Genomic DNA, 23,063 nt, shown 5'->3' on the forward strand with positions numbered 1-23,063 from the left:
CGGCAACCCGGGCGTGTCGTGGACCGCCGCTCCACGACCTTCGGACGGGCGGCGGACGCCGCACCCGGGCGCGGCGCGCAGTCCGACGCGCGCGCGTTCAGGCCGCCAGCGCCGCCCTCAACGTGTCGAGGCCGACGCCGCCGAGCGAGAGCGCCCGCCGGTGGAACGCGCGGATGTCGAAGGCCGCGCCCTCTCGCCGGCGCACGTCATCGCGCAGCCGCTCCCAGATCCGCTGCCCGACCTTGTACGACGGCGCCTGCCCGGGCCAGCCCAGGTAGCGGTGCACTTCGAAGCGCACGAACTCCGGAGGCATGTTGACGTTCCGCCCCATGAAGTCGAATGCGTACTCCCCCGTCCAGGCCCCTTCGCCGTCGGGACGCTGCTTGCCGAGGTGCACGCCGATGTCGAGCACGACGCGCGCGGCGCGCATGCGCTGCCCGTCGAGCATTCCGAGCCGGTCGGCCGGATCGTCGAGGTATCCGAGGTCCTGCATGAGCCGCTCCGCGTAGAGCGCCCACCCCTCTGCGTGCCCCGACGTGCCCGCGAGCTGTCGCCGCCAGGTGTTCAGCGAGCCGCGGTTCACGACCGCCTGGCCGATCTGGAGGTGGTGGCCCGGGACGCCCTCGTGGTAGACCGTGGTCTTCTCTCGCCAGGTGTCGAACTCCGTGACGCCCTCCGGGACCGACCACCACATCCGTCCGGGACGCGTGAAGTCGTCGCTCGGACCCGTGTAGTAGATGCCGCCCTCCTGCGTGGGCGCGATGCGGCACTCGAGTGCGCGGATCTCCTCGGGGATGTCGAACTGGGTGGCCCCGAGCTCCGCGACGGCGCGGTCGCTCGTCTCCTGCATCCACCGCCGCAGCGCCTCGGTGCCGACCAGCTTGCGCGCCGGATCCGCTTCGAGGTGCGCGACGGCCTCCTCGACGCTCGCCCCCGGCAGGATCTCGTCCGCGACGGCCTCCTGCTCCGCGACCATGCGCGCGAGCTCCTCGATGCCCCACTCGTACGTCTCGTCGAGGTCGACGACCGCACCGAGGAAGTGGCGCGACCGGAGCGAGTAGACCTCCCGGCCGACGGCGTCCTCCGAGCCCGCCCTCGGGGCGAGTTCACCCTCCAGGAATTCCGCGAGGCGACCGTAGGCGGATGCCGCGGCCGCGGCTCCGGCGTCGAGGTCGCGCCGCAACGGCTCCCCCGCGGCCTCGCCGGCCCCGCCGACGAGCATGGCGAAGAACCCGTCGGGCCGTGCGTGCCGGCGTGCCTGCACCGCGACCTCGCGCACCTGGCGGACGGCGGGGACGACTCCGCGCTCGATTCCGAGGCGCAGGGTCTCGACGTACCCCTCGATCGCGTCGGGGACCGCCGACAACCTCGTCGCGATCCGCACCCAGTCCGCCTCCGCCGTCCGAGGCATGAGGTCGAAGACCTCGCGGATCTCCTGGGCCGGGCTCGCGATGACGTTGAGGTCGCGCAGGTGCAGGCCGGCGGCGTCCGCCTCGAGCTCGAGCCCGAGTTCGGCGCCGAGGTCGGCGACCGTGATCCGGTCGACGTCGTCGGCGATCGCCGCCGACTCCAGCGCGGCTCGTGCCGTCCGCACGGCCTCGATGCGCGCGTCGTGACCGCCAGGCGAGAAGTCGGGGAGCCGGTGGTCCTCGTCGGTACGGCCGATGTACGTGCCGACCGTGGGGTTCAGCTCGACGAGCGTGTCGACCCACTCCTCCGCGATGCGATCGATGGGGGTGGGAGTGCGGACTGCGGTGACCATGACGGCGAGCCTAGACGAGCGGACGCTGCGGCCGCGAAGCCGTGAGCCGGCCTCGCGTCCGGGCACTCGCGGTCGTCGAGCCCCGGGCGTTCAGTGCGCCGCGTCCTCCCAGTCACGACCCCGGCCGACCTGCACGTCGAGCGGCACGAGCAGGTCGGCCGCATGCGACATCCGGTCGTGCACGAGCGCCTCGAGCTCGTCGCCCTCGCCCTCCGCCACCTCGAAGATGAGCTCGTCGTGCACCTGCATGAGCATGCGCGAGCGCAGGTCGCGGGCACGCAGCTCGCCCTCGACGCCGATCATCGCGAACTTCATGATGTCTGCGGCCGAGCCCTGGATCGGGGCGTTGAGCGCCGCACGCTCGGCGTTCTCGCGAAGCACCCGGTTGGGACTGTTGAGGTCGGGGAACGGACGGCGTCGACCGAAGATCGTCTCGGTGTAGCCGTCGAGCTTGGCCTGCGCGACGACGCCGCGGAGGTAGTCGCGGACCGCGCCGAACCGCTCGAAGTAGTCCTTCATGAGCTGCGTCGCCTCGGCGCGGTCGATGCGCAGCTGCTTCGAGAGGCCGAAGGCGCTGAGGCCGTACGCGAGGCCGTACGACATGGCCTTGACCTTGGTCCGCATGACCGGCGTGACGTCGGCCGGGTCGACGTCGAAGATCCGCGCACCCACGAAGCGGTGCAGGTCCTCCCCGGAGTGGAAGGCCTCGATCAGGCCCGGGTCCTGCGAGAGGTGCGCCATGATCCGCATCTCGATCTGCGAGTAGTCGGCCGTGAGCAGCTCGACGTACTCCGGACCGTGCGTGAACGCGGCGCGGATGCGCCGGCCCTCCTCGGTGCGGACGGGGATGTTCTGGAGGTTGGGATCGGTCGACGAGATGCGGCCGGTCGTGGTGCCCACCTGCACGTAGCTGGTGTGGACGCGGCCGTCGGACTGGATCGACTTGTCGAGCGTCTCGACGATCTGCCGGAGCTTCGTCGCGTCGCGGTGTTCGAGCAGGAGCCCGAGGAACGGGTGCGGGTTCGTCTCCTGGAGGTCGGCGAGCGCCCCCGCATCGGTCGAGTAGCCGGTCTTGGTGGCCCGGGTCTTCGGCATGCCGAGCTGGTCGAACAGCACCTCCTGGAGCTGCTTCGGCGAACCGAGGTTCACCTCGCGGCCGATCACGTCGTACGCCGACTGCGCGAGCGCCGCGGCCCGGTCCCCGAGCTGGCTCGACAGCTCCGCGAGCTTCGCGTGCTCGACCGTGACCCCGCGGAGCTCCATCTCGGCGAGGACGCCGACGATCGGGATCTCGATGTCGGCGAGGACGCGACGCGACCCCTCGGAGAGCGCCGCCAGGACGTGCGGCGCGACGCGCAGCGAGTACCACGCGAACTCCGGCGCGCCGGCCGTGCTGTCGGCGTCGGGCACCAGCTGCGACGGGTCGGCCATCGGAACGGTCTCGCCGAGGTACCGGGTGACGAGGTCGACGAGGTCCTTCTCCGCCAGGCTCGGACGCACGAGCCACCCGGCGATCAGCGTGTCGACGACGAGGCCGTCGAACGCGAGGCCCGAGCGGCGCAGGGCCTTGAGCTGCGGCTTGGCGTCGGTCATCACCTTCGGGTCCGCACCGGCCAGCCACGCCTCGAACGGGGCGAGGTCGGGCTCGCCCGCCGCCCAGTCGAGCCGCACGCTCTCGGTCGTGCTCGCGATGCCCGCGCCGATCACCCGGCCGTCGAGGACCTCGAGGCTGAGCCCGAGGCCCGCCGGCTCGGCCGCGGTCGACCGCGCGAGCCAGTCGGCCAGTTCGTCGCCGCGCAGCGCCTGCGGTACCGGCGCCACCGCCGCGGGCTCCGCCTCGGCGGACAGGGCGGCGGTGCCGTCGGCCGTCAGCCCGTTCGACTCGGCCGCCATCTTGGTGACGCGATCGAGCAGCGTCTTGAACTCGAGCCGGTCGAACAGCTCGCGCACGGCCGCCTCGTCCATCGGCCTGGCCGCGAGGTCGGGGATCTCGACGTCGAGCTCGAGGTCGCGCACGAGGCGGTTGAGGCGTCGGTTGCGGATCGCGTTCTCGCGCTCGCGTCGCAGGTTGTCGCCGACCACGCCCTTGATCTCGTCGATGTGCTCGAGGATGCCGTCGAGGCTGCCGTAGAGGCCCAGCCACTTGACCGCGGTCTTCTCGCCGACCTTCGTGATGCCGGGCAGGTTGTCACTGGTCTCGCCGACGAGCGCCGCGACCTCGGGGTACTGCTCGGGCCGCACGCCGTATCGCTCGACGACCGCCTCGGCGTCGTAGCGCTTCAGCTGCGACACCCCCTGCACGTTCGGGTACAGGAGGGTCACGTCATCGTCGACGAGCTGGATCGTGTCGCGGTCGCCCGAGACGACGAGCACGTCGAATCCCTCGGCCGCGCCGCGCGTGGCGAGGGTGGCGAGGATGTCGTCGGCCTCGTAGTCCTCCTTCTCGAGCACCGCGATCCGCATGGCGCGCAGCGCCTCCTTGAGGAGGCCGATCTGGCCCTTGAACTCCTGCGGCGTCTCGCTGCGGTTCGCCTTGTACTCGGTGTACTCGCGCGTGCGGAACGACTGCCGCGACGTGTCGAAGGCGACCGCCAGGTGGGTCGGCTTCTCGTTCCGCAGCAGCATGAGCAGCATCGACAGGAAGCCGTGGATGGCGTTCGTGTGCTGCCCGTCGCGGGTGCTGAAGCTGTCGACCGGGAGGGCGTAGAACGCGCGGTAGGCCAGCGAATGGCCATCGACGACGAGCAGGGTGGGCTTCACGGGGGTGGGGTCGGGCACCCGACAAGACTACAAGCGGGCACCGACACGACCGGGCCCGCGCCCGGCCCCGGTCAGCCCGCCGGTGCACCCCGCGCGGCGTCGAGGAGGATGCGCCGCTCCGCGGCCGCCACCACCCGTCGAGTGCGGTCCGCGGCATCCGGGTTGACCGAGATCGAGTCGATGCCGAACCGCACGAGGTGCTCGGCGAACGCCGGATCGTTCGACGGAGCCTGGCCGCACAGGGACGACGTGATCCCCGACCTGCGGCACGCGCCGATGATCCGCTCGATCGCGTCCAGCACCGCCGCGTCGGACTCGTCGAACAGCTCGGCGCAGATCTCCGAGTCGCGGTCGACGCCCAGCATCAGCTGCGTGAGGTCGTTCGAGCCGATCGAGACGCCGTCGATCCCCAGTGCCGCGTACTCGGGGATGCGGTACGCGATCGACGGCACCTCGGCCATCACCCAGCGCTTGAGGCCCCGCTGGCGGCCGAGGGGGCTCGCATCGATCAGCTCGAGGCAGGCCTCCAGCTCCCAGCGCGTCCGGACGAACGGCAGCATGACGTGGAGGTTCGGCGTCTCCTCGCGGACCCGGGCGAGGAGCTCCATCTCGAGCGAGAACAGCTCCGGCTCCCTGACGTACCGGTACGCGCCGCGGTACCCGATCATCGGATTGTTCTCCTGCGGCTCGAACCGGTCGCCGCCCTCGAGTCCGCGGAACTCGTTCGTGCGGAAGTCGATCGTGCGATAGACCACGGGGCGCCGCCCGAACGCGCGCGTGACCGCGAGCAGCGACTCGGTCATCCGGCGCACGAACTCGTCGCGCTCGCCACGTGCGAGCATCTCGCGCGGATGCAGGCCGCCGAGGGCGTCGGTGATCATGAACTCCGCACGCAGCAGGCCGACGCCGTCGACGTCGAGCGCGGCGACCTCCTCGGCGCGCTCGGCGATCGCGAGGTTGACGTAGAGCTTCGTGGCCAGCGGGACGGGCGCCACCGATCCCCCGGGCGCCGCGACCGGCGCGGCCGTCGCCGGCGACACGGCGCTCGGCCGGGTCGAGGCGTCCGCCCCCTCGACCACCTCGCCCTTGGCACCGTCGACGGTGACGAGCTCGCCGTCGCGGAGGACCGTCGTCGCGGTGCGTGCGCCGACGACCGCGGGCACGCCGAGCTCGCGCGCGACGATCGCCGCATGGCACGTCATGCCGCCGCCGTCGGTCACCACCGCGGCGGCACGCCGCATGGTCGGAACCCAGTCGGGGTTGGTCATCGGCGCGACGAGGACCTCGCCCGCCTGCAGCTTCCCGCCCTCGGCCGGGGTCCCCAGGATCCGCACGCGACCCGCGACCCGGCCCGGCGCGGCGCCGAGGCCGCGCAGCAGCACGGACCCGACGGCCGGTCCGTCGGCAGGCGACGCGTCGTCCGCCGACGCGGCCGAGGGCCCGCCGAGGGTCGTCACCGGCCGCGACTGCAGCATCCACAACCGGCCGCCGGAGTACGCCCACTCGGTGTCCTGCGGCTCGCCGTAGTGCGCCTCGACCCGCAGGCCGAGCTCGGCGACCTCGATCACCTCCGCGTCGCTCAGCACCCGGGCATCGGCGTCGGCGGCGGACAGGTCCTCGCGCTCCACGCTCCCCCCGGGTCCGGGGACGAGGCGGAGCGCCTGGCGTCCGACGCGAACGGACGACAGGCGCAGCCCGTCCTTCGCCACGATGTACGTGTCGGGTTCGACGAGGCCCGAGACGACGACCTCGCCGAGGCCCAGCGCCGCCTCGATCACGAGTCGGTCGAGGGCGCCGGTCGACGGGTCGACCGTGAACATCACGCCCGATCGGTCGGAGGCCACCTGCGTCTGCACCACGACCGCGAGCACGGGTTCGTCGTCCATCCGCTGGCTCGCGCGGTACGCGATGACCCGGTCGCCGTACAGCGAGGCCCAGCAGTCGCGGATGCGCTCGAGGAGCGCGTCCTCGCCGACGACGTTGTTGTACGTCTCGTGCATTCCCGCGAACGAGGTTCCCGCCGAGTCCTCGGCGGTCGCCGACGAGCGGACTGCCACGGGGCCCGAGCCGAGGCGCCGGTACTCGCCCAGGACGGCATCGCGCACGCGCTCGGGGAACGTCACGGTCCCCACGGCGTCGCGGAGCTCCGCCGCCGCGCGCGGCAGGGCGGCCGGATCGTCGACCGCCGCAGCCGCGGCACGGAAGCCGTCGACCAGCCGGGCGCGGATCCCGGCGTGCTCGATCGCCTCGAGGTAGGCCTCGGCCGTCACCACGAAGCCCGGCGGGACGGGCAGGCCCGCCGCGGTCATCTCGCCGAGGTTCGCCCCCTTGCCGCCGACGGATGCCGCGTCGCCGAGGCGCACGTCCTCGAATCGGCTGACCAGGGTGGACGTGACATCGTGCAGCATGGTGCGCTCCGGTTCGCTCGGCACCCGGGCCGCGTCGCCCCGGTGCGCACACATCCTGCCCGCGAGCGGGCGCGCCGGCCTAGGGCCGGAGGGCCCACGGCCTACTTCTTCGGCGCGAGCTGCTCGATGATCGCCTGCGAGACGTCCTTCATGGTGAGGCGCCGGTCCATCGACGCCTTCTGGATCCAGCGGAATGCCTCGGGCTCGGTGAGCCCCATCTTCTCGTTCAGCAGGCCCTTCGCACGGTCGACGAGCTTGCGGGTCTCGAAGCGCTCGACGAGGTCGCCGACCTCGGCCTCGAGCGCGATGATCTGGGCGTGGCGGGCGAGCGCGATCTCGATCGCGGGAAGGAGGTCGTTGGGGGTGAACGGCTTGACGACGTACGCCAGCGCGCCCGCCTCGCTCGCACGCTCGACGAGTTCCTTCTGGCTGAACGCGGTCAGCAGGACGACCGGGGCGATGTGGCCCTTCGAGAGTCGCTCCGCAGCCGAGATGCCGTCGAGCTGGGGCATCTTCACGTCCATGATGACCAGGTCGGGTCGCAGTTCGGTCGCGAGCTGGACCGCGGTCTCGCCGTCGCCGGCCTCGCCGACCACCTCGTAGCCGTTGTCGCGCAGGATCTCGACGATGTCGAGGCGGATGAGCGACTCGTCCTCCGCGACGACGACGCGACGCGGAGCCGGCTGGGTGTCTTCGGTGTCTGTCACGCTGAAAAGCCTACGGTATTCTGGCCGGGGCCCTGAGGCCGGTGTGGCGGAATGGCAGACGCGGAGCACTCAAAATGCTTTGCCCGTGAGGGCGTGTGGGTTCGACCCCCACCACCGGCACCATTCGGTCGGATGCCCCGGTCGGGGCCGTCCGAGCACGCCGAACGGCCCGGCCGCATCGAGCGACCGGGCCGTTCGGACGGACCGTCGGGTCAGAGCACCTCGCCGACGATGTGCACGCGCACGTCGTTGGTCGTGCCGGGGATGCCGGGAGGGGAGCCCGAGATGATGACGACCTTCTCGCCCACCGAGGCCTTGCCCGTCTTCTCGAGCACCTCGTCGACCTGGCCGACCATCTGGTCGGTGTGGGTGACGCGATCGACGACGTACGACTCGACGCCCCAGTAGAGCGCCATGCGGCGACGGATCGCGGGGTCGGGCGTGAACGCCAGGATGGGGATCACGGAGCGGATGCGCGCCATCCGCCGAACCGACTCGCCGGTCTCGGTGAACACGCAGAGGTACTTCGCCTCGACGAAGTCGGCGACCTCGACCGCCGCCAGCGTGATCGCGCCCGACTGCGTGCGGGGCTTGGTGCCGAGCGGGGGGATGCGGTCGAGTCCGTGCTTCTCGGTCGACTCGACGATCCGCGACATGGTCGTCACGGTCTGCACCGGGTACTCGCCGACGCTCGTCTCGCCGGACAGCATGACCGCATCCGCGCCGTCGAGGATGGCGTTCGCGACATCCGAGGTCTCGGCGCGCGTCGGCACCGGCGAGTGCGTCATCGACTCGAGCATCTGCGTCGCCACGATCACCGGCTTGGCCAGCCGGCGCGCGATCTCGACGGCGCGCTTCTGCACGATCGGGACCGCCTCGAGGGGCAGCTCGACGCCGAGGTCGCCGCGAGCGACCATGATGGCGTCGAACGCCTCGATGATGCCCTCGAGCGCGTCGACGGCCTGGGGCTTCTCGATCTTCGCGATCACGGGAAGGCGCCGGCCCTCCTCCGACATGATCTGGTGCACGCGGTCGATGTCGGCCGCATTGCGCACGAAGGAGAGCGCGATGAGGTCGGCACCGAGCTTGAGCGCCCAGCGCAGGTCGGCCTCGTCCTTCTCGGAGAGTGCCGGCACGTTCACCGCGACGCCCGGGAGGTTGATGCCCTTGTTGTTCGAGACCGGTCCGGCCACGACGACCTTGGTCGTGACGACGGTGCCGTCGGTTTCGAGCACCTGGACGCGGACCTTGCCGTCGTCGATGAGGAGGTGGTCCCCCGCCTCGACGTCGTGCGGCAGGCCCTTGAAGGTGGTGCCGACGATCTCCTTCGTCCCGAGGATCTCCTCGGTCGTGATCTTGAAGATGTCGCCCTCGGCGAGCTCGTGCGGCCCGTCGGCGAACTTGCCGAGCCGGATCTTCGGCCCCTGGAGGTCGACGAGCACCGCGACCGACCGACCCGAGTCGTTCGCCGCCTTCCGCACGTTCTGGTAGACGCCCTCGTGGACGTCGTAGCTGCCGTGGCTGAGGTTCATCCGCGCGACGTCGATGCCCGCATCGATGATCGCGCGGATCTGCTCATAGCTCGATGTCGCCGGCCCGAGGGTGGCGACGATCTTCGCTCTTCTCATGTGCTGTGTGCTCCAGGGGTTGCGCGCCGAAGCGCTGGATCGGGGTCTGAGGGCGCCGTCTGCGCCGGTCACACGGCGAAGGCTCGCGCCGTCGCCGGGATGGGGCTCGGCAGCTGCGTCTCACCTTCAAGGTACCGGTCGACGGATGCCGCCGCAGCCCGCCCCTCGGCGATGGCCCAGACGATGAGCGACTGCCCGCGGCCCGCGTCGCCCGCGACGAACACGCCGGGCTCCTCGGTCGCGTAGTCGTCGCCGCGCGCGAAGTTCCCGCGCTCCGTCGGCCGGAGGCCGAGCTGGTCGGTCGCCGCCTCGGTCTCCGGGCCGGTGAAGCCGAGGGCGAGCAGGACGAGGTCGGCCGGGATCTCCCGCTCGGTGCCCGCCTTCGGCACGCGGCGACCGTCGAGGTACTCGGTCTCGGCGACGCGGATCGCGCGGACCTCGCCGACGTCGTTCGCGAGGAACTCCACCGTGGAGGCGAGGTACTGCCGCTGGCCGCCCTCCTCGTGGGCGCTCTGCACCTCGAACACGTTCGGGTGCATCGGCCACGGCTGGTCCGCCGTCCGGGTCGTGCTCGGCTGCTTGCCGATCGCGAGGTTCGTGACGGAGAGCGCACCCTGGCGGTGGGCGGTGCCGATGCAGTCCGCGCCCGTGTCGCCGCCACCGAGGACGACGACGTGCTTGCCCTCCGCGCTGATCTGGTCGAACACGTCGTCGCCCGCGACCACGCGGTTGGACTGCGTGAGGAACTCCATGGCGAAGTGCACGCCCGGCAGGTCGCGACCGGGGATCGGCAGGTCGCGGGGCACGAGTGCGCCCGTCGCGACCACGACGGCGTCGTAGCGCCGGCGCAGTTCGTCCCACGAGAGGTCGACGCCGATCTCGACGCCGGCGCGGAAGCGGGTGCCCTCCGCCGTCATCTGCGCGAGCCGCTGCTCGAGGTGCTTCTTCTCCATCTTGAAGTCGGGGATGCCGTAGCGCAGCAGGCCGCCGATGCGGTCGTCCCGCTCGTACACCGCGACCGTGTGGCCGGCGCGCGTGAGCTGCTGCGCGGCCGCGAGGCCGGCGGGGCCCGAGCCGACGACCGCGACGGTCTTGCCGGTGAGTCGTCCGGGCGGCTGCGGCTGCACCCAACCGCTGCCGAACGCCTGGTCGATGATCGAGACCTCGACCTGCTTGATCGTGACGGCCGGCTGGTTGATGGCCAGGACGCACGCCGACTCGCAGGGTGCCGGGCAGAGTCGTCCGGTGAACTCCGGGAAGTTGTTCGTCGCGTGCAGTCGCTCGATCGCGGCGCGGCCCTCGCCGCGCCACATGAGGTCGTTCCACTCGGGGATCAGGTTGCCGAGCGGGCACCCCTGGTGGCAGAACGGGATGCCGCAGTCCATGCAGCGGCCGGCCTGACGTCGGAGCTGGGCGGAGTCGCCCTGCTCGTAGACCTCTTTCCAGTCCATGATGCGCACCGGGACGGGGCGACGCTTGGGAAGCTCCCGCTCGGTGACCTTCAGAAAGCCCTTCGGGTCAGCCACCCGTCACCTCCATGCAGTCGTTCGGGACCGTGCGGCAGGGCGTCTCGCGCTCAGCCACCGGTCACCTCCAGGATGCGGCTCCACACGACGTCGCCGTCGGGGTCGAGACCCTCGTCGACGGCGCTCTGTCGTGTCCGGAGCACCGCGGCGTAGTCGCGCGGAAGCACCTTCGTGAAGCGGTCGAACGCGGCGTCCCCCTCGGCGAGGAGGGTCGCGGCGACCGCCGAGTCCGTGTGCTCGAGGTGCTGCTCGAGCAGGTCGCGGACGATCTCGTGGTCGGCGCTGCCGAGCTCGTGGAGCTCCAGCTCGCCGCTCGAGAGCGACTCGCGGTTGACCTTGACCTCGGCGAGGTCGAGCACGTAGGCCGTGCCACCCGACATGCCCGCGCCGAGGTTCCGACCGGTCGGGCCGAGGATCAGGGCGAGTCCGCCCGTCATGTACTCCAGCGCGTGGTCGCCGACGCCCTCGGCGACGGCGGTCGCCCCCGAGTTGCGGACGAGGAACCGCTCCCCCACGATGCCGCGGATGAACATGCTCCCCTGCGTCGCGCCGTACCCGATCACGTTGCCCGCGATCACGTTGCGCTCCGCGACGAATCCCGCCTCGCGCGCCGGGCGCACGATGATCTGCCCGCCCGAGAGGCCCTTGCCGACGTAGTCGTTGGAGTCGCCCTCGAGACGCAGTCGGATGCCGCTCGGGAGGAACGCGCCGAGCGACTGGCCGGCGCTGCCGGTCAGCGTCACGTCGATCGAGCCCTCGGGCAGGCCCTGGGCGCCGTGGCGGACGGTGACCTCGTGCCCGAGCATCGTGCCCACGGCTCGCTCGGTGTTCCGGACCGGCAGCTCGATCTCGACCCGGCCGCCCTGCTCCAAGACGAGCGAGCTCCGGCGGATCAGCTCGTTGTCGAAGTGCTCGTCGAGCTCGTGGTCCTGTCGACGACCGTTGCGACGCGGCTCGGAGTCGGAGAAATCGGGCCCGACGAGCACGGGCGTGAGGTCGAGGCCGGAGGCCTTCCAGTGGTGCACGGCACGCTCGACGTCGAGGAGCTCGCGGCGTCCGATGACCTCGTCGAGCGAACGGTAGCCGAGCTCGGCGAGGTACTCGCGGACCTCCTGCGCGATGAACTCGAAGAAGTTCACGACGAACTCGGGCTTGCCCGTGAAGCGCTTGCGCAGCTCCGGGTTCTGGGTCGCGACGCCGACCGGGCACGTGTCGAGGTGGCAGACGCGCATCATCACGCAGCCCTCGACGACGAGCGGGGCGGTCGCGAAGCCGAACTCCTCGGCCCCGAGCAGCGCGCCGATCACGACGTCGCGGCCCGTCTTGAGCTGCCCGTCGACCTGGACGACCACCCGGTCCCGCATGCCGTTCAGCATGAGCGTCTGCTGCGTCTCCGCCAGGCCGAGCTCCCACGGCGTTCCCGCGTGCTTCAGCGAGTTCAGCGGGCTCGCGCCGGTGCCGCCGTCGTGGCCGGAGACCAGGATGACGTCGGCGAGGGCCTTCGCCGTACCTGCGGCGACCGCCCCGATGCCCGACTGGCTCACGAGCTTGACGTGCACCCGTGCGCCCGGGTTCGCGCGCTTGAGGTCGAAGATCAGCTGCTTGAGGTCCTCGATCGAGTAGATGTCGTGGTGCGGCGGCGGCGAGATGAGGCCCACGCCCGCCGTCGCGTGCCGCGTGCGCGCGACCCACGGGTAGACCTTCGTCGGCGGCAGCTGCCCGCCCTCGCCGGGCTTGGCGCCCTGGGCGAGCTTGATCTGGATGTCGTCGGCATGCGTGAGGTACATGCTCGTCACGCCGAACCGGCCCGAGGCGACCTGCTTGACCGCGCTGCGGCGCTCCGGGTCGAGCAGGCGGTCGAGGTCCTCGCCGCCCTCTCCGGTGTTCGACCTCGCGCCGAGCCGGTTCATGGCGATCGCGAGGGTCTCGTGCGCCTCCTTCGAGATCGAGCCGTAGCTCATCGCGCCCGTCGAGAAGCGCTTGACGATCGACTCGACCGGCTCGACCTCGTCGATCGGCACGGCAGGGCGCACCCCGGTCCGCAGGGCGAACATGCCGCGGAGCGTCATGAGCTGCTCCGCCTGCGTGTCGACCAGGTCGGTGTACTCCCGGAACACGTCGTAGCGGCGGTTGCGCGTCGAGTGCTGGAGGCGGAAGACCGTCTCGGGGTTGAAGAGGTGCGGCGAGCCGTCGCGACGCCACTGGTACTCGCCGCCGGTCTGCAGCCGTTCGTGCGCCCGCACCGCGACATCCGCCGGGTAGGCCACGGCGTGACGCGACCGGTTCTCGTCGGCGATCACGTCGATGCCGACGCCGCCGAGCTTCGAGGTCGTGCCCGTGAAGTACTCGTCGATGAACTCCTGCGAGAGCCCGACGGCCTCGAAGGCCTGGGCACCGGCGTACGACGCGATGGTCGAGATGCCCATCTTGGACATGATCTTGAGCACGCCCTTGCCGAGGGCGGTGATGACGTTGCGCACCGCCTGCTCGGGGGTGATGCCCGTGAGCACGCCCGAGCGGACGAGCTCCTCGCACGTCTCCATCGCGAGGTACGGGTTCACGGCCGATGCGCCGTAGCCGACGAGGAGCGCCACGTGGTGCACCTCGCGGACGTCGCCGGCCTCGACGACCAGGCCGACCTTCATGCGCGTCTCGGAGCGGATGAGGTGGTGGTGCACCGCCGAGAGCATGAGCAGCGACGGGATCGGCGCGAGGTCCTTGGTCGTGTCGCGGTCGCTCAGGACGATGAACGACGCGCCCTCCTCGATCGCCTCGTCGACCTCGCGGCAGAGCTCCTCGATCCGCTCCCGGAGGCCGGCGTCGCCCTCGTCGACGCGATAGAGCCCTCGGAGCGTCCGCGCGGCACGGGCGCCGGACGGCGCGGTCATGTGCACGATCTTCGCGAGCTGGTCGTTGTCGATGACCGGGAAGTCGAGGGACACCTGCCGGGCGTGCTCGGGCCCCGCGGTCAGCAGGTTCCGCTCCGGCCCGAGCGAGGTCGACAGCGAGGTGACGACCTGCTCCCGGATGGAGTCGAGCGGCGGGTTCGTCACCTGGGCGAACTGCTGGGTGAAGTAGTCGAAGAGCAGGCGCGGCCGCTGCGAGAGCACGGCGATCGGGGTGTCGGAGCCCATGGCGCCGATCGGCTCCTGGCCGACCTTCGCCATCGGCGCGAGGAGGACCTTGACCTCCTCCTCCGTGTACCCGAACGTGCGCTGCCGGCGGTTGACGGAGGCCGGCGGGTGCACGATGTGCTCGCGCTCCGGCAGGTCCGCCAGGCGGATGCGGCCCTCGTCGAGCCAGTCCTGCCAGGGGGCGGATGCCGCGAGCTCGGCCTTGATCTCGTCGTCCTCGATGAGGCGGCCGGCCTCCGTGTCGACGAGGAACATCCGACCGGGCTGCAGGCGGCCCTTGCGCACGACGCGGCGCTGCGGGAGGTCGATGACGCCGATCTCGCTCGCGAGGACGACGAGCCCGTCGTCGGTCACGAGGTAGCGGCCGGGACGAAGCCCGTTCCGGTCGAGCGTCGCGCCGACGAGCGTGCCGTCGGTGAACACGATCGCCGCCGGGCCGTCCCACGGCTCCATGAGCATCGAGTGGTAGTCGTAGAACGCCCGTCGCGCCGGGTCGATCTCGGCCTGCTTCTCCCACGCCTCGGGCACCATCATCATGACGGCGTGCGGAAGGCTCCGGCCAGCGAGGGTGAGCAGTTCCACGACCTCGTCGAACGATGCCGAGTCGCTCGCCCCGGGCGTGACGATCGGCATGACCGGGCCGAGGTCGCCCAGGACCTCGGACTCGAGCTGCGACTGACGCGCGCGCATCCAGTTGCGGTTGCCCTGGATGGTGTTGATCTCGCCGTTGTGCGCGATCATCCGGAACGGCTGCGCGAGCGGCCACGACGGGAACGTGTTCGTCGAGTACCGCGAGTGGACGAGCGCGAGCTTCGAGGCGAACCGCTCGTCGGAGAGGTCGGGGTAGAAGGGCTCGAGCTGCAGCGTCGTGACCATGCCCTTGTAGACGAGCGTGCGGCACGAGAGCGACGCGAAGTACAGCTCGAGCTCGCGCTCGGCGCGCTTGCGCAACCGGAACGTCAGGCGGTCGAGGGCGATGCCCGTGACGTGGGCGCCCTCCGAGGTCGTCGCGGAACTGCGAACGTAGATCTGCTGGACGACCGGCATCGCGGCCCGCGCGAGCGTGCCGAGCTCGTCGGGCCGGACGGGGACCTCGCGCCATCCGAGGACCTCGAGGCCCTCGGACGCCGCGATCCGACGCAACTGCTGCTTGACCTGGCTGCGAGCCGTCGGGTCGACGGGCAGGAACGCGTTGCCGACCGCGTAGGCGCCCGCCTCGGGGAGCGGGAAGTCCACGACCTCGCGCAGGAACGCGTCGGGCACCTGCGTGATGATGCCCGCCCCGTCGCCCGTGCCCGCGTCGGAGCCGACCGCGCCCCGGTGCTCGAGGTTGCGCAGCGCGTCGAGCGCCGCGGTGATGATGTCATGCCCTGCGGTGCCGCGCAGGGTCGCGACCATCGCGAGCCCGCAGGCGTCCTTCTCGGCGGCAGGGTCGTACATGCCCTGTGCGGGCGGGGTCAGACCGAACCTGGAGTGGGGAGGGGGAAGCGACACGTTGGACCGTCCTCGGTATCTCGGTGGCAACGGGGACGTCGTCGGCCCACGATGGAGGATACGCGGCGCGAGGTGCGGCGCAGCGATGGGGAACGCGGTATCGGCGTGGCCCCTATTCGGAGGCCGAGCGGCTCGAGCTTGTGGCAGCCGGCTCGCCGTGTGCGTTCTCGCCCTCGACGCCATCGTCGAGAGAGTCGGTGTCGGACTCGGTGTCGTCAGAGTCTACCTCAGCATCGGCCGGCACCCATTCACGCCCGGGACGGTACACGCTCGGCTCGATCCCGGTGTGCCGGCGGCTCTGGACGACGATGATGACGATGCCGATGATGATCGCCGCGAACGATGCCCAGACGTTGGAACGGATGCCGAGGAACATCTCGCTCGGGTCGACGCGGATCGTCTCGAAGACGGCGCGGCCCGCGCCGTACCAGATGAGGTAGGCGCCGAACATCTTGCCCCAACGGAGGCGGAACGTGCGCTCGAGGCCCAGCAGGACGACGACGCCGAGGAGGTTCCACACGATCTCGTAGAGGAACGTCGGGTGGAAGAGCGTGCCCTCGGGCAGGCCGGCCGGGAAGGCCGGGTTGTCGCTGCCGATCTCGAGGCCCCAGGGCAGGTCGGTCGGCCAGCCGAAGAGCTCGTGGTTGAACCAGTTGCCGAGGCGGCCGACGGCCTGCGCGACGAGCAGGCCCGGGGCCAGCGCGTCGGCGAAGGACCAGAAGCGGAGCCCGGTGAGGCGGCAGGCGATGATGACGCCGACCGCGCCGCCGATCAGCGACCCGTAGATGGCGTTGCCGCCCTCCCAGATCGCGAAGACCTTCCACCACTCCTGACCGGCGAAGTAGTCGTCGGGGTGCGTGAACACGTGGTAGAGCCGCGCGCCGATGATGCCGAGCGGCACCGCCCAGAGCACCACGTCGAGCACGATCCCCGGCTCGGCGCCGCGCTTGGTGAGGCGGCGCGAGGTGATGATCGTGGCGAGGATGATGCCCGCGAGGATGCACAGCGCGTACATCTGGATGTTGAGCGTCAGTCCGAAGACGGGGATCTCCAGCGTGCGCCACGCCGGGTCGGGACTCGGGATGCTGAGCGGTGCGATCACGCCGGGCTCTGCCTTTCGTCGATGCTGCGGGGCGCGCCGTGAGGGGCGGCCTCGTCGAGACTACTTCACTGTCGAGACGTGCCGCGCGCGAGCTCCGCCGCGAGTGCGCCGGCCGCGTCGACCCCGCCGTCGGCGAGGGCCTTCACGAGCGCCGAGCCGACGATCGCGCCCTCGGCGTACTCCAGGACCTCGGCGACCTGCTCCGCGGTGGAGATGCCCACACCGACGCAGCTGGCCTTCGAGCCGGCGTCGCGGAGCCGGCCGACGAGCGTGCGTGCGGCCCGGTCGACGTCGGTGCGTGCGCCGGTGATGCCCATCGTGGAGACCGCGTAGACGAACCCTCGGCTGGCGTCGATCGTCTTCCGGAGTCGCGCGTCGGTCGAGGTGGGCGCCGCGAGGAACACGCGGTCGAGCCCGGTGCGCTCGGATGCCGCGATCCAGTCCGCGGCCTCGTCGGGGATGAGGTCGGGCGTGATGAGTCCCGCTCCCCCGGCCGCGGCGAGGTCGTCGGCGAACCGGTCGACGCCGTACTGCACGACCGGGTTCCAGTAGGTCATGAGGAGCACCGGCGCATCCACGCGCTCGGTGACGCGCCGGACCGCCTCGAACCCGTGCCCCAGCCGGAACCCGCCGGCGAGCGCCTGCTGGGTGGCCGCCTGGATCACGGTGCCGTCCATGACGGGGTCGGAGTACGGCAGGCCGAGCTCCAGGACGTCGACGCCGTTCTCGACGAGCGCGACCGCCGCGTCGACGCTCGCGTCGAGCGTGGGGAAGCCGACGGGCAGGTAGCCGATCAGCGCGCCGGCCGCCTCCTCGTTGCGCCGGGCGATGACGTCGCCGACGTTCCTCACCGCTCGCCTCCGTCGTACAGCCCGAAGTACCGGGCGGCGGTGTCCATGTCCTTGTCGCCGCGACCCGAGAGGTTCACGAGGATCGTGGCATCCGACCCGAGCTCGGTGCCGAGCTCGAGCGCGCCCGCGAGCGCGTGCGCCGACTCGATGGCGGGGATGATGCCCTCGGTCCTCGTGAGCAGGCGCAGCGCCTGCATCGCGTCGTCGTCGGTCACGGCCCGGTAGGTCGCGCGGCCGAGCGCCGCGAGCCACGAGTGCTCGGGACCGACGCCCGGGTAGTCGAGCCCGGCCGAGATCGAGTGCGACTCGATGGTCTGGCCGTCCTCGTCCTGCAGGAGGTAGCTGCGCGCGCCGTGGAGCACGCCGGGTCGTCCCTTCGAGATGGTCGCCGCATGCCGCGGCGTCTCGACGCCCTCGCCGCCCGCCTCGAACCCGAAGAGCGCGACGTCGGCGTCGTCGAGGAACGCGTGGAAGATCCCGATCGCGTTCGACCCGCCGCCGACGCACGCGGCGACCGCGGTCGGCAGGGCGCCCGTCAGGTCGAGCACCTGCTGGCGCGCCTCCTCGCCGATGATCTTCTGGAAGTCGCGGACCATCTCGGGGAACGGGTGCGGGCCGGCCACCGTGCCGAAGATGTAGTTCGTCGTCTCGACGTTCGTGACCCAGTCGCGCATCGCATCGTTGATCGCGTCCTTGAGCGTGCGCGAGCCCGTCTTCACGGCGACGACCTCGGCACCCAGCAGGCGCATGCGCGCGACGTTCAGCGCCTGGCGCTCGGTGTCGACCTCGCCCATGTAGATGGTGCAGTCGAGTCCGAAGAGCGCTGCCGCGGTCGCGGTCGCGACGCCGTGCTGTCCGGCCCCGGTCTCGGCGATGACGCGCTTCTTGCCGATCCGCCTGGTGAGCAGCGCCTGGCCGAGCACGTTGTTGATCTTGTGCGAGCCGGTGTGGTTCAGGTCCTCGCGCTTGAGGATGATCCGCGCACCGCCCGCGTGCTCGGCGAAGCGCGGCACCTCGGTGATGATCGACGGTCGCCCCGTGTAGTTGCGACCGAGGTCGGCGAGCTCGTCGCCGAACGCCGGGTCGAGCTTCGCGAGCGAGTACGCCTCGGAGAGCTCGTCGAGGGCCGCGACGAGGGATTCGGGCACGAAGCGCCCGCCGAACTCGCCGAAGTAGGGACCGGTCTGAGCACGCAGGGCCATGTCACACCGCCAGGAATGCAGAGAGGTTCGAGATGGGGTCGCCCGTCACCAGCGCTTCGCCCACGAGGACCGCGTCGGCGCCCGCCGCACGGTAGTGCGCGACATCGGCCGCCGAGAGCACGGCCGACTCGGCGACCTTGATCGCCCCGTCAGGGAAGCGATCGACGATGCGGCCGAACAGGTCGCGGTCGAGCTCGAACGTGGTGAGGTCGCGGGCGTTGACGCCGATGAGCTTCGCGCCGATCCGGGCGGCGCGGTCGAGCTCCTCCGCGGAGTGCGTCTCGACGAGCGGCGTCATGCCGAGCTCGGTGATGAGCCCGTGGAGCTCGGCGAGGGTCGCATCGTCGAGCGCGGCGACGATGAGGAGCACCATGTCGGCGCCTGCGGCGCGCGCTTCGAACACCTGGTAGGCCGTCGCGATGAAGTCCTTGCGGAGGATCGGGAGCGAGACTGCGGCCCGGACCGACTCGAGGTCGGCGAGCGAGCCGCCGAACTTGCGTCCTTCCGTGAGCACGCTGATGGCGCTCGCGCCGCCGAGTTCGTACGTGCGGGCGAGTGCGGCGGGGTCGTCGATCGCGGCGAGCGAGCCGCGCGACGGGCTCGATCGCTTGATCTCGGCGATGACCTTGACCCGGTCGGACGGCGCGAGGGCGACGAGCGCGTCGAGCGCGGCCGGTCGTGCGAGTGCTGCGGCCTCGACCTCGGCCATCGGCCGGACGGCACGACGCGCTTCGGCGTCGGCGACGGCGTTCGCGGTGAGCTCGGCGAGCACGCGTCAGTGCGCCTTGGGCGCGACCTTGTCGCCGTCGACGCCGTAGCCCGCGCGGGCGAGCGCCCACCCGACCACGAGACCGACGACGAGGAGCACCACCGACGCCCACACGAGCCACTGCACGTCGAGGAAGAAGGCGACGGTGCCGATCGTGAAGGCGAGGAGCATGATCACCACGGCCGTCCACGCCGCGGGCGAGTGTCCGTGGCCGGGGTCAACGTGCTCAGTGCTCATGGTGCTCCTTCTGTGCGGGGGTCCGGGAAGAGTCTAGCGGGTGGTCCCGGCACGCTCGTCGCCATCGGCCGGGCCGTCCGACGCGGCGTCGTGCGCGACGTCGGCAGCGCGGTCGGGTCCGTCGTCGGTCGCCGGCGCGGGTGACTCGGTCGGGTCGTCGCCACGGCTCAGGTCGTCCCACGCGTCGACGGCGCGATCGGATGCCGGAACGGCGGCGTCGCCGTCGGCAGTCATCCGCACACCGCCCCCGTACCGGCGCGACGTCGGCCAGGCGCGCGCGGTCACGACGACCGTCACCCCCGCGAGGACCACGATGACGCCCCCGATGACCGCGATCGTCGGCCATGGCGACGCGACGACGTCCGCGACGAGCCCTGCGATCGACTCGGCGCCGGCGACGCCGGTGGCCTCCGCCACCGCCGACGACACGGCCGCCACGGGGCCGGAGATCGTGATCGATGCGGCGAGCACGACGCACCCGCCGAGCAGGGCGGCGAGGAGGCCGAGCACGACCCGGATCACGGGACCCGCGATCGTGAGCGCGCCCGCGAGCGCGAACCCGGCCAACGCGAGCGCGGAGAGCGCGGGCGATGCGGACTGGCCGCTCACCTCGAGGGTCGTCGCCGAGCCCGTGGCCGCACCGTCGACGAGGGTCGCCGAGTACCAGGCCTGGCTCCAGGCCAGCAGCGCGAGCCCGGACCCGACGAGGATCCCGAGGATCGCGAGCAGCTTCACCCGTCGCGCGTGCACGATCACGCCCGCTCGACCGGCCGCATCGCGTTCGCGACCGCGACCGCGCGGAGCGGCGCGGCGGCCTTGTTCACCGACTCCTGGTACTCCGACTCGGGGTTCGAGTCGGCCACGAGACCGCCTCCCGCCTGCACGCGCGCGACGCCGCCGATGATCGTCGCCGTGCGGATCGCGATCGCGAGGTCGGCATCGCCGCCGAAGCCGAAGTAGCCCACGACTCCCCCGTACACGCCCCGCTGCGCGGGCTCCAGTTCGTCGATGATCTCGAGCGCCCGCGGCTTCGGGGCGCCCGAGAGCGTGCCCGCCGGGAAGGTCGCGCGGAACACGTCGACCGCGTTCGCGTCGGGCGCGAGGTCGCCTTCGACGGAGGAGACGAGGTGCATGATGTGACTGAACCGCTCGACGCGCATGAACTCGGTGACCTCGACCGTCCCGGCGGTGCACACCTTCGCGAGGTCGTTGCGGGCCAGGTCGACGAGCATGAGGTGCTCTGCCTGCTCCTTCGGGTCGGCGATGAGCTCGGCCTCGAGGTCGGCGTCGTCCTCTGGGGTCGCGCCGCGCGGCTTCGAGCCGGCGATGGGATGCGTGTAGACGCGACCGTCCTCGACCTTGACGAGCGCCTCGGGCGACGAACCGACGATCCAGTACGGATCCCCGGCGACGTCCTCGAGGTGCAGCAGGTACATGTACGGGCTCGGATTGAGGCTGCGGAGCACGCGGTAGACGTCGATCGGGTGGGCCGTCGCCTCCTGCTCGAAGCGCTGCGAGACGACGACCTGGAAGATGTCGCCCTCGCGGATGTACTCCTTCGAGCGCTCGACCGCCGCGAGGAAGTCGGCCTTCTCGGTGCGGTACCGCGGTTCGGCCGCGCGCGAGAGGTCGATCTCGGCGAGGTGCGCCTCAGCCGGCTCGGCGAGTGCCGCCTGCATGCGGTCGAGCCGTGCCTGCGCGTCGCTCCAGAGCCGGTCGGCGGGCTCGTCGCGGTCGTTGAGCACGGATGCCACGAGCTGCACGGTCCCCGTGCGGTGGTCCATCACGACGAGCTCGGACACGAACGCGAACGCCTGTCCCGGCACGTCGTAGTCGGCCGGCGGGCGGTTCGGCAGGTGCTCGATCTGGCGGATCGCCTCCCAGCCGATGAAGCCGACGAGCCCGCCGGTGAGCGGCGGCGCGCCCGGGACGTCCTCCGTCCGCCAGCGCGCGTAGAGGGACTCGAGCGCGGCGAGCGGGGCGAGGTCGTCGGATGCCTCGCCGAGGGCGCGCTCGCGCGACATCCCGTAGTCGAGCCATTCGACGCGGCCGTCACGGTCGGTGAGGACGCCGTGGGACGCCGCCCCGACGAACGAGTACCTCGACCAGATGCCCCCCTGCTCGGCGGACTCGAGCAGGAAGGTGCCGGGGCGGCCCCCGGCGAGCTTCCGGTAGATGCCGACCGGCGTCTCGCCGTCGGCGAAGAGCTCGCGCACGACCGGTACCACGCGCCGCCCCGGGAGCAGGGTCGTGAACTCGTCGAACCGGGTCGTGGCGGTGCGGGCGGCCGTCATCGTGCTCCTCCGGGCGGCTGGTCGGGGTCGGGCGCGCCGGCGACGACCTGCAGCGGGTCGCCGTCGAAGCACGTGCGGGTGCCGGTGTGGCAGGCGACGCCGACCTGCTCGACCTGCACGAGCAGGGTGTCGGCGTCGCAGTCGAGCGCCGCCGATCGCACGTACTGCGCGTGACCGGACGTGTCGCCCTTCCTCCAGTACTCCCGGCGCGACCGCGACCAGAAGGTGACGCGGCCCTCGGTGAGGGTTCGTCGCATGGCCTCGCGGTCCATCCAGCCGAGCATCAGCACCTCGCCCGTGTCCCACTGCTGGATGACGGCGGGCAGCAGTCCGTCGGCGTTGAACGCGGCGCGATCGACCGCGGTCGCGTCGGGCGCCCAGGCTTCCGCGTCGCGCTCGAGCTCCTCGTCGTCGTGGTAGGTCATCGCACGACCCTTCCGTCGGCGGCGAGGGCCTGCTTGACCTCGCCGATGGTGAGTTCGCCGTTGTGGAAGACGGATGCCGCGAGCACGGCGTCGGCACCGGCCTCGATCGCGGGCGCGAAGTGCTCGAGCCCGCCGGCGCCCCCGGACGCGATCACCGGGACGCTCGAGAGCTCGTGCATGAGCCGGACGAGTTCCAGGTCGAAGCCCTGCTTCGTGCCGTCGGCGTCGATGGAGTTCACGAGCAGCTCGCCGGCACCCAGCTCGATCGCCCGGCGCGCCCAGGCGAGCGCGTCGAGGTCGGTCTCGGTGCGGCCGCCGTGGGTCGTCACGACGAAGCCCGACTCGGTGCGGTCGGACCGCTTGACGTCGAGCGAGAGCACGCACACCTGCGCGCCGAACCGGTCGGCGATCTCGGCGATGAGCTCGGGGCGCGCGATCGCCGCGCTGTTCACGCCGATCTTGTCCGCGCCGTGGCCGAGGAGACGTGCGACGTCGCCCACGGAGCGGACACCGCCGCCGACCGTGAGCGGGATGAACACCTGCTCGGCGACGCGGCGCACCATGTCGAACGTCGTGGAGCGGTCGTCGACCGTCGCCGTGACGTCGAGGAAGGTGAGCTCGTCGGCCCCCTGCTCGGCATACCGTGCGGCGAGTTCGACGGGGTCGCCGGCGTCGCGGAGGTTCAGGAAGTTGACGCCCTTGACGACGCGGCCGCCGGCCACGTCGAGGCACGGGATCACACGGACGGCGAGGGACATGCCTTG

Annotated in this window: 16 protein-coding genes and 1 tRNA gene; 1 reads left to right on the forward strand and 16 read right to left on the reverse strand. The window is 71.6% G+C overall.

The window, feature by feature from the left end:
- Nucleotides 1-97: 97 nt before the first annotated feature.
- The 4 genes from ACFVHK_RS11515 to ACFVHK_RS11530 form a co-directional block, all read right to left on the reverse strand.
- On the reverse strand, nt 98-1,762 hold the full coding sequence (locus tag ACFVHK_RS11515; RefSeq protein WP_376928931.1) for a DUF885 domain-containing protein: 1,665 nt from the start codon (nt 1,760-1,762) through the stop codon (nt 98-100).
- 90 nt (nt 1,763-1,852) lie between these two features.
- Nucleotides 1,853-4,540, reverse strand: coding sequence for a DNA polymerase I (gene polA, locus ACFVHK_RS11520; RefSeq protein ID WP_376928932.1), 2,688 nt, complete (start codon nt 4,538-4,540; stop codon nt 1,853-1,855).
- A 53-nt stretch (nt 4,541-4,593) separates the two neighbouring features.
- Nucleotides 4,594-6,954, reverse strand: a complete 2,361-nt coding sequence (gene ppsA, locus ACFVHK_RS11525) for a phosphoenolpyruvate synthase (protein WP_376928933.1) — start codon at nt 6,952-6,954, stop codon at nt 4,594-4,596.
- Nucleotides 6,955-7,031: 77 nt separating this feature from the next.
- Entirely contained in the window at nt 7,032-7,637 is a 606-nt protein-coding gene (locus ACFVHK_RS11530; protein ID WP_129233325.1) for an ANTAR domain-containing response regulator, read from the reverse strand.
- A 37-nt stretch (nt 7,638-7,674) separates the two neighbouring features.
- On the opposite strand from ACFVHK_RS11530, the gene ACFVHK_RS11535 reads away from it, so the two are divergent.
- Nucleotides 7,675-7,760: transfer RNA gene (locus ACFVHK_RS11535), tRNA-Leu, on the forward strand.
- Nucleotides 7,761-7,849: 89 nt separating this feature from the next.
- Here ACFVHK_RS11535 and pyk read toward each other — a convergent pair.
- The 12 genes from pyk to hisF form a co-directional block, all read right to left on the reverse strand.
- A complete protein-coding gene (gene pyk, locus ACFVHK_RS11540) occupies nt 7,850-9,265 on the reverse strand; it encodes a pyruvate kinase (protein WP_376928934.1) in 1,416 nt (471 codons plus the stop codon).
- 68 nt (nt 9,266-9,333) lie between these two features.
- Nucleotides 9,334-10,791, reverse strand: a complete 1,458-nt coding sequence (locus ACFVHK_RS11545) for a glutamate synthase subunit beta (RefSeq protein WP_376928935.1) — start codon at nt 10,789-10,791, stop codon at nt 9,334-9,336.
- A gap of 50 nt (nt 10,792-10,841) precedes the next feature.
- Nucleotides 10,842-15,365, reverse strand: coding sequence for a glutamate synthase large subunit (gene gltB, locus ACFVHK_RS11550; protein ID WP_376929117.1), 4,524 nt, complete (start codon nt 15,363-15,365; stop codon nt 10,842-10,844).
- Between the two features lie 166 nt (nt 15,366-15,531).
- The gene (gene lgt, locus ACFVHK_RS11555; RefSeq protein ID WP_242492169.1) at nt 15,532-16,521 is read right to left on the reverse strand and encodes a prolipoprotein diacylglyceryl transferase; all 990 of its coding nucleotides are present in this window, start codon (nt 16,519-16,521) and stop codon (nt 15,532-15,534) included.
- A gap of 65 nt (nt 16,522-16,586) precedes the next feature.
- Nucleotides 16,587-17,372, reverse strand: a complete 786-nt coding sequence (trpA, locus tag ACFVHK_RS11560) for a tryptophan synthase subunit alpha (RefSeq protein ID WP_129233322.1) — start codon at nt 17,370-17,372, stop codon at nt 16,587-16,589.
- Nucleotides 17,369-18,574 (reverse strand): tryptophan synthase subunit beta, encoded by a 1,206-nt coding sequence (trpB, locus tag ACFVHK_RS11565; RefSeq protein WP_376928936.1) that lies wholly within the window; start codon nt 18,572-18,574, stop codon nt 17,369-17,371. Before trpB ends, trpA begins: the two co-directional genes overlap by 4 nt.
- 1 nt (nt 18,575) lies before the next feature.
- On the reverse strand, nt 18,576-19,346 hold the full coding sequence (gene trpC, locus ACFVHK_RS11570) for an indole-3-glycerol phosphate synthase TrpC (RefSeq protein ID WP_376928937.1): 771 nt from the start codon (nt 19,344-19,346) through the stop codon (nt 18,576-18,578).
- Nucleotides 19,347-19,349: 3 nt separating this feature from the next.
- Nucleotides 19,350-19,580 carry a DUF6704 family protein gene (locus tag ACFVHK_RS11575; RefSeq protein ID WP_129233319.1) on the reverse strand — a complete coding sequence of 77 codons (231 nt, stop codon included), beginning with the start codon at nt 19,578-19,580 and terminating at the stop codon, nt 19,350-19,352.
- 33 nt (nt 19,581-19,613) lie between these two features.
- A complete protein-coding gene (locus ACFVHK_RS11580; protein ID WP_376928938.1) occupies nt 19,614-20,336 on the reverse strand; it encodes a Trp biosynthesis-associated membrane protein in 723 nt (240 codons plus the stop codon).
- Nucleotides 20,333-21,874: an anthranilate synthase component I gene (locus ACFVHK_RS11585; protein ID WP_376928939.1), complete on the reverse strand. Its 1,542-nt coding sequence runs from the start codon at nt 21,872-21,874 to the stop codon at nt 20,333-20,335. Before ACFVHK_RS11585 ends, ACFVHK_RS11580 begins: the two co-directional genes overlap by 4 nt.
- On the reverse strand, nt 21,871-22,299 hold the full coding sequence (gene hisI, locus ACFVHK_RS11590) for a phosphoribosyl-AMP cyclohydrolase (protein ID WP_129233316.1): 429 nt from the start codon (nt 22,297-22,299) through the stop codon (nt 21,871-21,873). Before hisI ends, ACFVHK_RS11585 begins: the two co-directional genes overlap by 4 nt.
- Nucleotides 22,296-23,057, reverse strand: coding sequence for an imidazole glycerol phosphate synthase subunit HisF (gene hisF / locus ACFVHK_RS11595; protein WP_376928940.1), 762 nt, complete (start codon nt 23,055-23,057; stop codon nt 22,296-22,298). The genes hisI and hisF overlap by 4 nt, the downstream gene beginning before the upstream one ends.
- Nucleotides 23,058-23,063 lie beyond the last annotated feature (6 nt).

The sequence above is a fragment of the Agromyces binzhouensis genome (assembly GCF_042672355.1).
GTDB classification, from domain to species: Bacteria; Actinomycetota; Actinomycetes; order Actinomycetales; family Microbacteriaceae; genus Agromyces; species Agromyces binzhouensis.

Excerpts from the sequence above, each read along its gene's own strand:
- gltB (WP_376929117.1), bottom strand. The coding sequence starts at position 15,365 with ATGTACGACCCTGCCGCCGAGAAGGACGCCTGCGGGCTCGCGATGGTC.
- pyk (WP_376928934.1), bottom strand. The coding sequence starts at position 9,265 with ATGAGAAGAGCGAAGATCGTCGCCACCCTCGGGCCGGCGACATCGAGC.
- trpB (WP_376928936.1), bottom strand. The coding sequence starts at position 18,574 with ATGGCCCTGCGTGCTCAGACCGGTCCCTACTTCGGCGAGTTCGGCGGG.
- hisF (WP_376928940.1), bottom strand. The coding sequence starts at position 23,057 with ATGTCCCTCGCCGTCCGTGTGATCCCGTGCCTCGACGTGGCCGGCGGC.
- ACFVHK_RS11515 (WP_376928931.1), bottom strand. The coding sequence starts at position 1,762 with ATGGTCACCGCAGTCCGCACTCCCACCCCCATCGATCGCATCGCGGAG.
- hisI (WP_129233316.1), bottom strand. The coding sequence starts at position 22,299 with ATGACCTACCACGACGACGAGGAGCTCGAGCGCGACGCGGAAGCCTGG.
- ACFVHK_RS11575 (WP_129233319.1), bottom strand. The coding sequence starts at position 19,580 with ATGAGCACTGAGCACGTTGACCCCGGCCACGGACACTCGCCCGCGGCG.
- ACFVHK_RS11585 (WP_376928939.1), bottom strand. The coding sequence starts at position 21,874 with ATGACGGCCGCCCGCACCGCCACGACCCGGTTCGACGAGTTCACGACC.